This is a genomic window from Acaryochloris thomasi RCC1774 (assembly GCF_003231495.1).
Lineage (GTDB): Bacteria > Cyanobacteriota > Cyanobacteriia > Thermosynechococcales > Thermosynechococcaceae > RCC1774.
This window is the reverse complement of sequence record NZ_PQWO01000014.1, coordinates 94,412-109,046: the sequence shown is the minus strand read 5'-3', so window position 1 is coordinate 109,046 and position 14,635 is coordinate 94,412. Positions and strand designations below refer to the sequence as shown.

General features: G+C 53.6%; 13 protein-coding genes. 10 read left to right on the top strand and 3 right to left on the bottom strand.

Annotation, left to right across the window (positions count from 1 at the left end):
- Positions 1–29 precede the first annotated feature (29 nt).
- On the top strand, positions 30–1,820 hold the full coding sequence (locus tag C1752_RS19555; RefSeq protein WP_110987737.1) for an SLC13 family permease: 1,791 nt from the start codon (positions 30–32) through the stop codon (positions 1,818–1,820).
- Here the strand turns inward: C1752_RS19555 and C1752_RS19550 are convergent.
- A complete protein-coding gene (locus C1752_RS19550; protein ID WP_158535144.1) occupies positions 1,817–2,866 on the bottom strand; it encodes a WG repeat-containing protein in 1,050 nt (349 codons plus the stop codon). The genes C1752_RS19555 and C1752_RS19550 overlap by 4 nt on opposite strands.
- Positions 2,867–2,993: 127 nt before the next feature.
- Between C1752_RS19550 and C1752_RS19545 the strand changes: the two genes are divergently transcribed.
- The 8 genes from C1752_RS19545 to lpxB all read left to right on the top strand — a co-directional run bounded on the left by C1752_RS19545 (position 2,994) and on the right by lpxB (position 11,333).
- Positions 2,994–3,803, top strand: a complete 810-nt coding sequence (locus C1752_RS19545; protein ID WP_110987735.1) for an inositol monophosphatase family protein — start codon at positions 2,994–2,996, stop codon at positions 3,801–3,803.
- A complete protein-coding gene (locus C1752_RS19540) occupies positions 3,800–4,192 on the top strand; it encodes a DUF1824 family protein (protein ID WP_199464457.1) in 393 nt (130 codons plus the stop codon). Before C1752_RS19545 ends, C1752_RS19540 begins: the two co-directional genes overlap by 4 nt.
- A 121-nt stretch (positions 4,193–4,313) precedes the next feature.
- Positions 4,314–5,042 carry a phosphoribosylaminoimidazolesuccinocarboxamide synthase gene (gene purC / locus C1752_RS19535; protein ID WP_110987791.1) on the top strand — a complete coding sequence of 243 codons (729 nt, stop codon included), beginning with the start codon at positions 4,314–4,316 and terminating at the stop codon, positions 5,040–5,042.
- Positions 5,043–5,146: 104 nt separating this feature from the next.
- On the top strand, positions 5,147–7,699 hold the full coding sequence (locus C1752_RS19530; RefSeq protein ID WP_233501747.1) for a BamA/TamA family outer membrane protein: 2,553 nt from the start codon (positions 5,147–5,149) through the stop codon (positions 7,697–7,699).
- Positions 7,699–8,664, top strand: coding sequence for a UDP-3-O-acyl-N-acetylglucosamine deacetylase (gene lpxC, locus C1752_RS19525; protein ID WP_233501745.1), 966 nt, complete (start codon positions 7,699–7,701; stop codon positions 8,662–8,664). The genes C1752_RS19530 and lpxC overlap by 1 nt, the downstream gene beginning before the upstream one ends.
- A 51-nt stretch (positions 8,665–8,715) precedes the next feature.
- Entirely contained in the window at positions 8,716–9,231 is a 516-nt protein-coding gene (fabZ, locus tag C1752_RS19520) for a 3-hydroxyacyl-ACP dehydratase FabZ (protein WP_110987733.1), read from the top strand.
- 87 nt (positions 9,232–9,318) lie between these two features.
- Complete coding sequence (gene lpxA, locus C1752_RS19515; protein WP_110987732.1) at positions 9,319–10,140, top strand: acyl-ACP--UDP-N-acetylglucosamine O-acyltransferase; 822 nt, start codon at positions 9,319–9,321, stop codon at positions 10,138–10,140.
- Positions 10,140–11,333: a lipid-A-disaccharide synthase gene (gene lpxB, locus C1752_RS19510; protein WP_110987731.1), complete on the top strand. Its 1,194-nt coding sequence runs from the start codon at positions 10,140–10,142 to the stop codon at positions 11,331–11,333. Before lpxA ends, lpxB begins: the two co-directional genes overlap by 1 nt.
- Here the strand turns inward: lpxB and C1752_RS19505 are convergent.
- Complete coding sequence (locus C1752_RS19505) at positions 11,296–12,117, bottom strand: FHA domain-containing protein (protein ID WP_110987730.1); 822 nt, start codon at positions 12,115–12,117, stop codon at positions 11,296–11,298. The genes lpxB and C1752_RS19505 overlap by 38 nt on opposite strands.
- A 115-nt stretch (positions 12,118–12,232) precedes the next feature.
- Here C1752_RS19505 and coaE point away from each other — a divergent pair, with 115 nt between their 5' ends.
- The gene (coaE, locus tag C1752_RS19500) at positions 12,233–12,886 is read left to right on the top strand and encodes a dephospho-CoA kinase (RefSeq protein WP_315865271.1); all 654 of its coding nucleotides are present in this window, start codon (positions 12,233–12,235) and stop codon (positions 12,884–12,886) included.
- On the opposite strand, the gene recN is transcribed toward coaE, so the two are convergent.
- A complete protein-coding gene (gene recN, locus C1752_RS19495) occupies positions 12,858–14,630 on the bottom strand; it encodes a DNA repair protein RecN (RefSeq protein ID WP_110987729.1) in 1,773 nt (590 codons plus the stop codon). The genes coaE and recN overlap by 29 nt on opposite strands.
- Positions 14,631–14,635 lie beyond the last annotated feature (5 nt).

Sequence of the window (14,635 nt, the reverse complement as noted above, 5' to 3'; positions counted from 1 at the left end):
GTTATCCGGTTTTTAACAGAGTTAGTGCCATGGAGAACATCCTACTTACCTTTGTGGTCACCGGACTGGCCCTGCTTTGCTTTATCTTCGAGTGGTTATCTCCTGATTTGACGGCCCTCTCTGTGATGGTGGTGCTGATGATGCTGCGGCTGGTCACCCCCGAAGAAGGCATTTCTGGCTTTAGCAACCCCGCCACCGTCACGGTGATGGCGATGTTTATTTTAAGCTCCGGCATTGCCCGAACCGGCGCGATTCAAATGGCCAGTGAGCTGTTGCTGAAGTGGGGCGGCAAAAAACCCTCACAGCAGATGTTGGCCCTGGGTGCCGTCATTGGACCTTTCACCGCCATCATTAATAACGTTGCCATTGTCTCGGTTTTCTTACCCGTGGTTGAAGACTGGAGCCGCAAGCAGAATATCTCGGTCTCCAGGCTGATGATTCCCCTCTCTTACATCACGATTTTGGGGGGCATGATCACGGTGTTGGGAACCTCTACCAATGTACTAGCCAGTGGTCTATCGGCAGAGTTAGGCTACGGTCCCTTTAATATTTTTCAGTTTACGGCCCTCAGCCTGCTGACCTTCTCGGCAGGGCTACTATACATGGCAACCATTGGTCATCGTCTGCTGCCCAATCGCAGAGTCGTATCTGATGACCTCAGCCAGGGCTACGGCCTCAAGGACTATGTAAGTGAGGTGGTGATTACGCCGCGTTCAACCTTGGCGGGGCAAACGGTTCGATCTAGTCAGCTCCAGCGATCCTACGATATTGACGTTCTGGAGATTATTCGTGATGACAACCACTTCCCACCGCCGCTCGCGGATAAGCCCCTAGAGGTCGGGGATATTTTGCTGGTGCGGGGCGGACGTGACGATTTGCTCAAGATTCGGGAGGGACAAGGGCTAGAAATTCTTCCAGATGTGCAGTTTGGGCAGAAATCTTGGCAGGCCGATCTCAATGCAGGTCAGGAAGGGGCGGCGGAGGCGATGGTGCTGGCCGATTCCCGCCTGATCGGTTCAACGCTTAAGGATCTCAGGTTTCGCCAGCGCTACAACTGTACGGTGCTGGCGCTACGACGGGGTCAAGAGCTGGTGCGCGATCGCTTGGGTAGAGTTCCGTTGCGATTTGGCGATTTGTTGCTGGTGCAGGGGCCCAACCAGAGTCTATTAGGTTTGCAGACCAGTCAAGATTTGCTGGTGATGGAGCGGCGCGAGGTGGAAAATATGCGCCGTGACCGAGCTGGGGTTGCGATCGCAATTACAGTCCTAGTCGTCTGCATCGCCGCCTTCAATTTATTCCCCATTCAGGTGACAGCCTTGGGCGGCGTCGTGCTGATGGTCCTCACCGGCTGCCTGAAAGCAGGTGAACTTTACCGCGCAATCCGCTGGGACGTTGTGTTTTTGCTGGCGGGCCTGATCCCGCTGGGGATCGCCATGAAAAATTCTGGAGCAACGCAGATCCTAGCCAATCAACTCATTCGCTTTGGTGGTGAGTTCTCCGGCTACTGGATTTTGACCTTCTTTTTTGTGATTACGGCACTGCTCACCGAGCTGCTGTCCAACAACGCCACCGTTCTCTTGATGCTTCCCGTTGCCGTGCAGGTGGCCCAAGAACTGGACTACAACCCCTTTGCCTTCATGCTAGTGGTCACCTTTGCCGCGTCTAACAGCTTCATGACCCCAATCGGGTATCAGACCAACACGATGGTTTATGGCGCAGGAGGCTATCGGTTTCTTGACTTCGTGCGCGTGGGGGGACCGCTCAGCATACTGATGGGACTGATCACCCCGCCTTTAATTATCTTGCTCTATGGACTTTAGGGTGACCCAATCCAAACCCCTTTTCCCTGCGGATTGATATATCCTTCCCGTTCTCCATAGCGGACCCAGGCTAGCCCCCCGTCAAAGGAACGAGCATCGTCGTATAAAACAGGCACCACCATACGGCCCTGCTGATTGATAAAGCCGTGCTTTTCCCCCACAGTGACCCAGGCCAGTCCCTCTGAGAAATGTCCGGCCCTGTCAAATTGCGGTTGAATGACGTACTGACCAGCAGGATCAATGAATCCATACTTGAAGCCAGAACGAACGAGGGCCAGCCCCTCAGAAAATGCCCAAGCTTTATCAAACTGATTGGGCAACGCCAACTGCCCTGCCAGCGTGATGAATTGCCATTTTTCACGGGTTTCCACTGCCGCTGTGCCCTCAGCAAAATCAGACCCATCCAAAAAGTTAGCGGGAATCACAAATTTGCCGGTGGTGTCAATGTAGCCAGCCAGCCCCTGATCAAACACCCGAGCACGGCCCTGGACAAAATCAAAGGCCAGATCAAACTGCGGCGGAATCGCGAGCTGCCCTGCTTTATTCAGGTAGCCGTACTTCTTTTGGTCAACCAAAACGCGCACCAGTCCCTCGGAGAAGTTGCCCCCGATGTAGTACTTGTATGGAATCACAAGCCGTCCGGTGGTGTTGATATAACCGACATCTTCTTCTAGCGCCACTGCTGCCAGCCCTTCAGAGAACGGCTCAGCCTGCGCATACTTTGGCGGGGCAATCCACTGACCACTGCGGTTGATATATCCCCACTTACCCTTGCTCTTCACCGCCGCAAATCCCTCCGAGAAGTCGCTTGCCTCCTCAAATTGGGGAGGGATGGAAAAAGCCCCGATCGTGTTGACAAAACCATACTTGCCTTCGCTCAAAGCCTTGAACAAAGATTTCGCAATGGGGCGTGGCGCGGCGGGCATTGCTGGGGCCGGGGGCAGCGATGGCAGAGACGTCTGCCCCTGAGCCGTAGCGGGAATCAGGATGCTACCGGTGGTGACAAGTCCCAGTAGCCCTAAGCGCAATTTTGAGTTAGACAGCATGGTGAAGGTCGATAAAAGTAATCGCAGATACAATATCGATGGTAGAAAATAATCTATTCGTTTCCCAAAAACTTGATGAATCGCTGTGGTAGGCTGCGTCAAGGTTCCTTTCAGTGGCCCTTTTGCCATGCCCGCTTCTTTCTGGTCTCAGGTCATCGAATTCTCACATGAGATTACTCAACGCGTGGGAGCACAGCTCCTGCTGGAATACGGTCAGGTGCAGGCCACGGCAAAGGATGATGGAAGCTTGGTGACCCGCTGCGATCGATGGGCGGATCAAGAGATTGGAGATGCGATCGCAACCACCTTCCCCGACCACGGCCTCCTCACTGAAGAGGGCACCCACCAGTTCCCCGATCGCGACTGGTGCTGGATCATCGACCCCATTGACGGCACCACCAACTTCACGCGGGGCATCCCCATCTGGGCAATTTCCCTGGGGCTGCTTTACAAAGGCACCCCCGTCTTCGGCTATGTCCATCTGCCCCCCTTAAATCAAACCTTTCACGGCTTCTGGAATGCCCCTGACCACACCAACAGCGCCTTCTTAAACAATGCTCCCATCCAAACCCGGACCGACGCTCCGGCCCCCAACCAATTTTTTAGCTTTTGCGCCCGCAGCACCGACATCCTAAAGCAGCCCTTCCCCTGCAAAGTTCGGATGCTGGGATCAGCCGCCTACAACGTCCTTACCGTAGCGGCGGGGATGACCCTCGGTGCCATCGAAGCCACCCCCAAAATTTGGGATATTGCGGCGGTGTGGCCCATCGTTCAAGCCGCTGGCGGCGCATGGCAGGCGCTGGAGCCTCATCCCATCTTTCCGCTGCAGGTGGGGCAAAGCTACGGCAATCGTCCTTACCCAACCCTAGTGGTGAGTCAAGCCCAGTGGCTCTCAGAATTTTTGCCCCTTGTTCAATGCGTGAGTTCAAATCTATGACCAATGCTCTGACCCTCCAGCAAGCCCACGATTTGCTGGTCATCTTTGAGACAGAATCAGAACCCACGCCCAACCTTCCAGAAACTCAGGCAGCCCTATGTCGGGTAATTGACGCCTCAGACGACCAAATTTTGGGTATTCTCGCCAGCACCTTTACTCAGGGAATCAGCGCCCTCAACGACTATGCCAAAGCCTTAGGGCACAGCATCTCTCAGCCGTTAGAGCCTGTCGAAGGCCCCATCTATATCAAATTCAACCCCCAAACCAATCTTTGCTATTGCGAAAGCTATACCGGCGAGCATCGCGGCGTTTTAGTGTCCTGCCAGTCCGCCGTTGAGGGAGGCCTTAATCATATGTACGGGCACCTGCCCCTCGACTTGTGGGCCTAGATTATCAGCAACAATATCTGTTCTCTGCCTTTTAAAAACACACATTGTGACAGGTAAGAAGCTAGAATCTTTGGAGCTTATTGAGCTGACTGCTCAAATCAATGACTGTGGGAGCCGATTGATGTCTGCTGCTGAGATCCTCTACGAAGGCAAAGCCAAGATTGTCTACAAGACCGACGATCCCAACATTTTGCTGGCTCACTTTAAAGATGATGCAACTGCCTACAATGCCCAGAAAAAGGGTCAGATTGTCGGCAAAGGCAAAATGAACTGCACCATTGCCGCTCATTTATTCCAGATGCTAGAGACCGCAGGCATCGCAACCCACTTCATCTCTCAAACAGCAGAGGACGATATGCAGGTCCGGGCGGTGAAAATTATCCCGCTAGAAGTTGTCGTCAGGAACATTGCTGCCGGCAGTCTCTGTCAACAGACAGGATTGGAACTCGGAACGGTTTTGAAAAAGCCACTGGTCGATTTTCACTATAAGAATGATGCCTTAGGCGATCCTCTGCTGACGCACGCACGCATCCTGCTGATGGAAGTTGTGACCGAAACACAGCTCAACCAGCTTATTGAGCGTGCACTTCAGATCAATCAAATTTTGGCTAACTTCTTCGAGAAGTGCCAAATCACTCTAGTGGACTTCAAGCTAGAGTTTGGCTGTGATGCCGATCAGGTGTTGCTGTTAGCCGATGAAATTAGCCCCGATACCTGTCGCCTTTGGCAGAAAGGAGAGAGTGATCCTAGCCGACGGGTCATGGATAAAGATCGGTTTCGACGCGATTTAGGCGATATTGAAAACGCCTACGCTCAAGTAATGAAGAGGGTTTTAGCGCAGTCGGCATAGTCTTGCCCAGCATCGTACGCTAGAATACTGCGTGCTGATGGTTGGGAGTGGGTGATCCCGGCTTAGCTATTGTCAAATTGTTAAGCGTTCATGTGGTGTGTGCAGTGGTTCAATCTAAATCATCAAAGCTCCAATCTGTCCCGTTTCTGTTGGGAACGACTCTGGCAGTCACGTCTATTCTAACGATTACAGGTGCAAAACGGGTCCGGGCAAACGTTCTGCAGGGTTCTGAAGAGAACGCAGCTCCGACCACACAACAGATCTTTAAGCGTGGGCAACTGCCAGTTGACGATCTAATCTCGCAAGCAGAAGACACAGAACAATCAGAAGCCGATGCCGAGACAGCAGAGCCAAACCCAACAGACCCTGCGGCAGAAGAATCAGAAGACGCAGCAGAAGCAACGGAGGGGTCAACGCCTGTTGTACCAGTGCCTGTTGCTCCTATTGAGCCAGCCGTTCCATCTCCATCTCTGCCCCCTGTTGCACCGGTAGATGAACCAACAAGGGGCGTTGAGGTTCCGATCACAGGCGACGAGCCACCGACAGAGACCGTAGAAGAAGAGATAGAAGCGGAAGTAGAAGAAGAGGTAGATGAGCTAGAAGGCGAGATAGAGACAGACGACTCAGAAGAAGAACCCACGATCGAGGCTCCACCGACAGGCGAACCATCTGTAGAGGACGGCGCACCAACTCCCCCCACGGACTCGGAAGATCTACCCGCCGTCCCCCCAGGACCAGGAGCACCAGAGGCACCGGCATTTCCTCCCCCACCCCCTGATGGAGCACCCACGCCCGGAGCTGAACCAGGGGCTGTTGAATCCACAGAACCAGAGCCAGAGGTGTTGGTTTCTGAAGTTGCAGTGGAAGGAGCTGATGGTGATCTAGCACTTACCGTCTATGAGGCGATTTCTACAAGGCCGGGGCAACCTTCGACGCGATCGCAAATCCAGTCCGACATCAACGCCATTTTTGCCACAGGTTTCTTTAACAACGTCCGGGCCGAACCTCAAGATACGCCCTTAGGTGTGCGAGTCACCTTCTTCGTGCAGCCAAACCCACCGCTGCGAGCCGTTCAGGTTGCAGGCAATCAGGTCTTAACCCAAGAAAAAGTAGACGAGATCTTTTCGCCTCAGTACGGTCGTATTCTCAATCTTAAAGAGCTGCAGACCGGCATTCAGGCCGTCAATAAGTACTACCAAGACGAAGGCTTCGTCCTCGCTCAGGTAGTTGGTACACCTCAAGTCGATGCAGACGGCACCGTCACCCTTCAGGTTGCGGAGGGCATCATCGAAGAAATTGATGTTCGCTACCTCAATGAAGATGGTGAACCGACCAAAGGCAAGACCCGAAAATTCATCATTACCCGTGAGCTAGACACCAAGCCAGGAGACGTTCTCAACCGCGACCTATTGCAAACCGATCTACAGAGAGTGTTTGGCTTAGGGCTATTTGAAGATGTGCAAGTCGCCCTCGAACCGGGGCAGGATCCGCGTAAGGTCTTGGTGAACCTCAACGTTCAGGAGCGCAGCACCGGTAGCTTCTCTGCGGGTGCAGGCTTTAGCTCTCGCAGTGGCTTCTTTGGAACCGGCTCTTATAATCAAAGCAATCTGGGCGGCAACAATCAAAACCTTGGCCTACAGCTTCAGCTGGGTACCCGTGAGCTGCTCTTTGACGTCAGCTTTACCGATCCCTGGATTGCCGGCGATCCCTACGGTACCTCATACACCGTCAACATCTTCAACCGCCTAACCACTCCCCTCGTCTTTGATGAAGGTCCTTTTGAAGATCTCGCTTCGTGCAACATCGATCCTGCCGCTGGCCCACTGGTTGACAGTCCTTGCGATGTAGAACTACCCAATGGCGACACCCCTCGCGTCAACCGGCTGGGGGCAGGCTTCTCCTTTACAAGGCCGCTGACGAAAACTCGTGCCAAACGTGCGAGAGCCTGGACAGCCTCTTTGGGCTTTCAGTATCAGAAGGTTTCTATTCGCGATAGCGACTTCGATCTATCTCCCGTCGATAACCTCGGCAACCCGCTCAGCTTTAGCGGCTCTGGGACAGATGATCTGTTTACGGTTCAATTTGGTCTAGGTCGGGATCAGCGGAACGATCCGGCCAATCCCACCAGCGGCTGGGCTGCCCGCTTTGGCATTGAGCAGTGGGTTCCGTTAGGACAAGGCAGCATCTTCGGGACTCGTTTGCGAGCCAGCTATAGTTACTTTTTGCCGGTCAGCTTGCTTCGTTTTACAGAAGGTCCACAGGCTTTAGCGTTCAACGTACAAGGCGGAACCGTTCTTGGTGATTTACCTCCCTATGAGGCTTTTACCCTTGGCGGCGCCTCCTCTGTACGCGGTTTCGATGAAGGGGATCTGGGTAGTGGCCGCAGCTTCCTACAGGCGACGGCTGAGTATCGGTTCCCACTACTTAAGTTTTTGGGCGGCATTCGTGGCGTCCTGTTCCTGGACTATGGGACCAACCTAGGCACTCAAGATAACGTGATCGGGAGTCCAGGACTGATTCGAGGTAAGCCTGGAGACGGTTTTGGTTATGGAGCGGGTCTACGCGTCAATACGCCCATTGGGCCAGTGCGGCTTGATTTCGGCCTCAACGATGAAGGAGACAATCAGTTCCACTTCGGATTTGGAGAACGGTTCTAATGCTCCCTGACCCCATCACCGTTCCGCAGGCTCTCTCTAACATGGGTGTAGATAGCGGAACACCGATGGGCTCATCTGATTTTATCCAGACCTTACGGCCGACCCTTGAAGGTTGCTCAGCCGTTGAATCCCAGCACCAGCAGACGCTGCGATCAACGCTGACTCTCTCTGGTGTGGGCCTCCATAGTGGTGAAGTAGCTCAGGTACAGCTCTGTCCTGCCCCTCCTGATGCAGGACGATATTTTGTACGGGTGGATCTGCCCAGCGCACCCAGAATTCCGGCCCAGGTTAAGCAGGTGAGTCAGACGGTTTTATCGACCGAACTGGCGCAAGGAGACGCCGCCGTTCGTACCGTTGAGCACTTACTCGCGGCACTGGCGGGCTTGGGCATCGATAATGTTCGGATAGAAATCAATGGCCCCGAAGTCCCTTTGCTTGACGGATCTTCTCTAGAGTGGGTGCAGAACATTGTTGATGTTGGTTGGGTTTCACAGTCGGTCCCTCGCTCGCAGCGCTCCTTGAAGGCACCTGAAATTGTGCAGCAGGATGAAGCATTTGTGGTCGCCCTGCCCTCATCGAAGATCCAATTGAGCTACGGGATTGATTTTCCCGACACCATTATTGGGTGCCAGTGGCATAGCACTCATCTATCAGATTTTGCTACAGAGATATCACCGGCTCGAACCTTTGGCTTAGCTTCTGATGTTGAGATGCTCCAGAACAGGGGGCTAATCAAAGGTGGTAGTCTAGAGAATGCTTTAGTCTGTACCCAAGAAGGCTGGCTTAACCCTCCCCTCAGGTACACCAATGAACCAGTCCGACATAAGCTGTTGGACTTAATTGGAGACTTAAGCCTATTGGGTGCTTTGCCCCGAGTTCATGTTGTGGCCTATAAGGCTAGTCATGCGCTCCACTTGCAACTGGCACGGCGCCTCTTACAGTCGACGACCCTGACACAGGCGTAGCCTGTTTCTAACGGCTGTGAGTGCTCTCTGCCCCTTGAATAAGATTTCGCCATGCCGACCGTAACTAACCCACCGTCTTCGCCACCCGCAACCAGCCCAGAGGCTGATTCATCTCCGGCACAAGAAGCCTCAACCTCGTTGACCATTGAACAAATTCAAGAGGTTCTTCCCCACCGCTATCCTTTTTTGCTGATTGATCGCATTCTAGAGCGCGTGCATGGTGAACGCGCCGTCGGCATCAAAAACGTCACCATCAATGAACCCTTCTTTCAAGGACATTTCCCAGGTCGCCCGATTATGCCGGGTGTTCTGATCGTGGAAGCCATGGCTCAGGTGGGCGGGGTTGTGCTATCCGATGTACCCGAGATGCGAGGTCGCCTATCTCTGTTTGCAGGAATTGATAAAGTTCGATTTCGGCGTCAGGTTGTACCAGGAGATCAGCTAGTGATCACGGTGGAGCTATTGAGTATCAAACGGCGCCGTTTTGGCTCCATGCAGTCTCGCGCAGAGGTTGATGGTCAACTCGCCTGCCAGGGAGAACTCATGTTTGCACTGGTTGATAATTAGACATTTCAAGGGGTGAGGGATTCGGTGAACGATTAGCAATTGACGTATACCCATTAGCCATTCTCAGCTAACCGTTAACAGCCAGCCATGACAACGTTGATTCATCCCACTGCCGTTATTCATCCCAGCGCTCAACTGGATACGACCGTTCAGATCGGGCCATATGCTGTGATTGGTGAGCATGTTAAAGTTGGCCCCCAGACTAAGGTGGGGGCACATGTTGTGATTGATGGCTGGACGGAGATTGGCTGTGATAATCAAATCTTCTCTGGCGCAGTGATTGGATTAGAGCCCCAGGATTTGAAATACGCTGGGGCTGAGAGCTACGTCAAAATTGGCGATCGCAACTTAATTCGCGAATACGTCACCATCAACCGAGCAACAGCCGAGCAGGAAGTCACTCAGATTGGCAATGACAATCTGCTGATGGCTTACGTCCATGTGGGCCACAACTGCTTGGTTGAGAACGAAGTCATTATCGCCAACGCCGTTGCCCTCAGCGGTCACGTCACCCTAGAATCTCGGGCACGAATTAGCGGTGTCTTAGGCATCCATCAGTTTGTCCATATTGGGCGCTTAGCCATGGTCGGCGGCATGAGCCGGATCACGCGGGACGTGCCACCCTACATGCTGATAGAAGGCAATCCAGCTCGGATTCGCTCTTTAAATCAGGTGGGACTCAGGCGAGCTGGCATCAGTGAAATAGCCAACGGCGAAGTTCAGCGCTCCCTCAAGAAAGCCTTTCGACTGCTCTATCGATCGGGCCTAACGCTCAATCAAGCACTGGAGCAGATGGCTTGGCTACCGGAACATGAGCTAATTCAGCATCTTGAGCATTTTCTCAAGCAGTCTCAGGCGTCTGGGCGACGGGGATTAACGCCCGGGCGTTTCGGCTCTCTGACCCACTAATGGCTCATCCCTGCCGCATCTTGATCAGCACCGGAGAAGTCTCGGGCGATCTGCAGGGCAGCTTGTTGATTACGGCCCTCCAGACGCAGGCCCAGCAGGCGCAGCTTGAGTTAGAGATCGTGGCCTTGGGCGGAAATCGCATGGCGGCTGCGGGTGCCCAACTGCTCGGAAACACTCTCAGTCTTGGTTCTGTCGGTCTCATGGAGTCTCTGCGCTACGTGTGGCCTAGCCTACGCCTGCAGCGACAGGTTCGTCAGTATCTGCAAACCCACCCTCCCGATCTGGTCGTGCTGATCGACTATGCGGGGGTCAATCTGCCCATGGGCCGATATCTGAAGCGTCATTTCAACGTTCCGATTTTGTACTATATTGCCCCCCAAGCCTGGGTTGTCTCGAACCCCACCAAAGCGACGCGGCAGGTGGTGGACTTAGTGGATGAAGTGATTGCCATTTTTCCCCGCGAGGCCCAACACTTTTCTGAGAATGGGGCCTCTGTGACCTGGGTGGGGCACCCCCTGGTTGACCGGATGCAGCAGGCACCAACTCGAGAGGCGGCTCGATCACAGCTCGGCATTCCTGAAACTCAAACAGCCATTGCCCTAGTCCCGGCCTCTCGGCAGCAGGAAATTGATTACTTGCTACCCACAATCTGCGCGGCGGCACGGCAAATTCAGACTCAGAGTCCCCAAGTCCATTTCTGGATTCCTGTTTCTTTGGATCAGTATCGGCCCACGATTCTAAAGGCGGTGGAGGATTACGGACTACGGGCTACGCTGACCTCAGAATCACAGCTCACCCTAGCAGCGGCAGATGTAGCAATTGTAAAATCAGGGACCGTCAATTTAGAAGCAGCCCTGTTAGGTATACCGCAGGTCGTACTCTATCGACTGCATCCCTTCAGCTACTGGATTTTTCGCCATGTGCTGCGATACGATATCCCGTTCATTTGTCCGGTGAATCTAGTGACGGGACAGCTCACCGTACCTGAATTGCTCCAGGAACAAGCGACCCCCGAACGGGTGGTCGCCGCGACGCTATCGCTGCTGAAGCCACAGGGCCGACAGCAAGTTTTAGAGGGCTATGAACATCTGAGAAAACTGCTGGGGGAAGCCGGGAGCGTTCAGCGAGCTGCGGGGCGGATAGTGACCTATCTTATTAATAGCGAGGCGACTGCTTGCGGAGTGTCTGAATAGCGAGGAGAGCATCGAGAAGCTTCTGCTGCTGAATCTCGGGCCAGTCCAGAATCTGGAGGACGCTTTTAACCTTTGTGGTGACAACAATCAGATTGTTGAATAACTGGGGTTCAGGGAACCCTGCCAACAGATCAATCGCTCCCTGGTGAATAGCCCATTTGCGCTCTGAGTCTGAGACTTCAGTGCGCTTACCGCTCATCAGGACAACTTTAATTTGGGGGTAAGTGTCTCGGCACCAACGGCAGAAATGATAGGGATTATCTCGAATTCCGGTCATATCTAGCAAAAGTAAATCTGGGAGATCCTGAGAGGCTGCTCTGTGGGTTAATAAATTGGACAGATTAGTACTGGGGTTGAGATGGGCAACGGCAACACCCTGTGAGGTAAGAACCTCTTGCCATACTTTACTTTGCAAGGCTGAAGAATGCAGCATCAGTATCGTTTTGCGGGGCGGAGACGGCAGCGCCTCTTCGAGGCGACTTCCCTGAAACTCAAGCTGAATGCGCCCCATCGTCAGCCGATCGCCGTGCTGGAGGATATGAGACATGACAATGCGCTTGCCATTTACAAAGGATCCGTTGCCGCTGCCTACATCTGCAACGCGATACTCTCCTGGACCTTGATGCTGAATTTTTGCATGGTGACGAGACACCGTATGCTCATCGAGAATGATGTCATTCTCTGGCCCTCGCCCCACGGTCCATACATCTTGATCCTCCAGGGAAATGATTGATGCCCCTGTGGCGTTGTGGATAATCAGTTGTGGTGTAAACGAGGTACCCATAGGCTGGTGCTGGAGTCAAGATAGTCTGAAGCAGCTATCTTAAATATTGATCCTAAGTCCTGTTGTCCATCATTACACTCAGGGTTCCCTGCAAGATAGGCTTAGAAACGGTCGAATGAAAAAATTTCCTTTAGTTGCGCCTAGAAAGGCTCAAGATGCGATGCCTATGCAGCGGATTATCGGTCTAACGGGTGGGATTGCAACGGGTAAGACGACGGTGGCTGATTATTTAGCAACTCAGTATGCGCTGCCCATTTTAGATGCTGATCACTATGCGCGGGAAGCGGTACAGCCTGGTAGTCCTATTCTGCAGCAGATTTGCGATCGCAACGGTCCCTCTATCCTTCAGGCTGATGGCACCCTTGACCGCCAGCGCCTGGGAGATCTCATTTTTTCAAATTCAGAAGAACGTCAGTGGCTAGAGGAACAGATTCATCCCTTTGTTTGCGATCGCATCCACCAAATCCTCCAACTTCACCTTCAAGAACCGATTGTCGTCCTCGTCATCCCGCTTTTATTTGAAGCCCAGATGACCCACCTCGTCTCAGAAATCTGGGTTGTGCATTGCCACCCCGAACAACAAAAACAGCGGCTCATGGCTCGCAATCAGCTCACCCCAACACAAGCCGAGGCCCGTATTAAAAGTCAAATAGCCCTGACAGAAAAGATCGCTCAAGCCACTGTTGCCTTGGACAATTCTAAGGATGCAGCCACGCTGCTGCGACAGGTGGATCAGGCCATCAAGATCGCACCGACTTCTGGCGACTAGTGGTTTTATCGAGCGCTTTTTTACCCCGCTTTTTCTTGCCCTGCCTCAGTGCAGTCGCCTCCTGAAGCAGCGTATCAACGAAAGGAAGCGCCCCCTCAGCAGACTGTCCTCCAGCAATTTCGGCCAGTGCCTGTCGCCGCTCGGGAGCCTCCAGCGCCGTCACTCGAACAACGGTTCGCTCGTGGGCCTGCTCGGCATCTAAAACCTGCTTCGCCACTTGAAAATGCTGGTCGGCCATCGCCGCCACAATGGGCTGGTGCGTTACACACAGAACCTGATGATGTTTACCGAGGGCATGAAGCTTAGTCGCAATGGACTGCGCCACCTGCCCCGAGACCCCCACATCAATTTCGTCAAACACCAAGGTATCTACGTCTTCGATTTGTGAGAAGCAGGCCTTAAGCGCTAGCAGGAATCGGCTCATTTCTCCTCCTGAAGCGGTTTCAGACACTGGCTGTAGCGGTTCACCAGGGTTGGGGCTAAACAAAAACTGAATCAGATCGCTGCCGTGAGCCGCCGGGGCCGTAGGCTGTAGAGCAACCTGGAACTGTACCTTATCCATTGCCAGTGGCTTTAGCTCTAAGAGCAGCCGGTCTGCTAGCGTCTGGGCTGCAGCTTGCCGGAGCTGGGTCAGTTGGACGCAGGCTTCAGTAAGTTCTTTTTGGGAGACCTGATAGCGCTGCTCCAGTCCCTCTAAAGACTGTTCATCGCCGCCGAGGACCGCTAGCTCCGCCGAGATCCGCTGATGGTGAGCAATGGCATCAGCCAGGGTCGGCCCGTATTTTCGACAAATCTGCTTGAGCTGCGTCAGCCGATCTTCAACATCCTGCAAGCGCTGGGGATCGGTCTCCAAGTCAGCACCATAGGCATTAATCTGCAGTCCTGCTTCTTGCACTTGCGTTAACGCTTCCTGCACCAGCTCTAAGATGGGCTGAATTTGAGCATCGTAGGTGCCCATTTCCGTTAGCGTCGCCTCGGCCTTGCCCAAGAGATCGGAGCAGGCCGCGCCCTGTTCTTGTTCATAGAGGGCTTCATAAACCTGCTGACTCTGAAGCTGCAGTTCGACGCTGTGGCCGAGACGCTGGGATTCCTGGATTAGATTGTCTTGCTCGTCAGCTTCTGTTAACTGGGCCTGTTCTAAATCCTCTAGCTGATACTTGAGCAAATCAATCTGCTGCAGTCGCTGCTGATCGTTGGCACGATACTGCTCTAGAGCCTGCTGTGCCTGCTGAAACTGGGCAAAAGCGAGCGCCACCGTTCGCCGTAGATCGAGGACTTTGGCCCCTCCAAAGTGGTCGAGCCAGTCTCGCTGGCGATTGGCCCGCCCTAAGTGGACCGTCTGGCCTTGGGCCGTAATATCCACCAGATGTTCCCGGAGTCCGGCCATCTGCTGCTTGTTTATCACAACACCGTTCACCCGAGACCGACTGCGAAGCTTCTCCTGCTGGTTCGAGATCTCTCGACTGCAGATTAGGACACCGTCATCGAGTTCATCAATTTCAGCGGCGGTGAGCCAGTCCTTCAGAATAGGGCTGAGCTGGAAGCTGGCCTCTAGAAGTGCGCGGTGGCTGCCGGTGCGGAGGATGCGATCGCTAATCTTGCCGCCCAAAATAATATCAATGGCGTCCAGAATAATCGATTTGCCTGCACCTGTCTCACCTGTCAAGACATTTAAACCAGCCCCAAACTCTAGAGTGAGGCTATCAATGAGCGCAAAATTTTCAATTTGCAACGACAGCAGCATGGAGA

Excerpts from the sequence above, each read along its gene's own strand:
- lpxA (WP_110987732.1), top strand. The coding sequence starts at position 9,319 with ATGACAACGTTGATTCATCCCACTGCCGTTATTCATCCCAGCGCTCAA.
- lpxB (WP_110987731.1), top strand. The coding sequence starts at position 10,140 with ATGGCTCATCCCTGCCGCATCTTGATCAGCACCGGAGAAGTCTCGGGC.
- C1752_RS19505 (WP_110987730.1), bottom strand. The coding sequence starts at position 12,117 with ATGGGTACCTCGTTTACACCACAACTGATTATCCACAACGCCACAGGG.
- recN (WP_110987729.1), bottom strand. The coding sequence starts at position 14,630 with ATGCTGCTGTCGTTGCAAATTGAAAATTTTGCGCTCATTGATAGCCTC.
- lpxC (WP_233501745.1), top strand. The coding sequence starts at position 7,699 with ATGCTCCCTGACCCCATCACCGTTCCGCAGGCTCTCTCTAACATGGGT.
- C1752_RS19555 (WP_110987737.1), top strand. The coding sequence starts at position 30 with ATGGAGAACATCCTACTTACCTTTGTGGTCACCGGACTGGCCCTGCTT.
- C1752_RS19540 (WP_199464457.1), top strand. The coding sequence starts at position 3,800 with ATGACCAATGCTCTGACCCTCCAGCAAGCCCACGATTTGCTGGTCATC.
- fabZ (WP_110987733.1), top strand. The coding sequence starts at position 8,716 with ATGCCGACCGTAACTAACCCACCGTCTTCGCCACCCGCAACCAGCCCA.
- C1752_RS19550 (WP_158535144.1), bottom strand. The coding sequence starts at position 2,866 with ATGCTGTCTAACTCAAAATTGCGCTTAGGGCTACTGGGACTTGTCACC.
- coaE (WP_315865271.1), top strand. The coding sequence starts at position 12,233 with ATGAAAAAATTTCCTTTAGTTGCGCCTAGAAAGGCTCAAGATGCGATG.
- purC (WP_110987791.1), top strand. The coding sequence starts at position 4,314 with ATGTCTGCTGCTGAGATCCTCTACGAAGGCAAAGCCAAGATTGTCTAC.
- C1752_RS19545 (WP_110987735.1), top strand. The coding sequence starts at position 2,994 with ATGCCCGCTTCTTTCTGGTCTCAGGTCATCGAATTCTCACATGAGATT.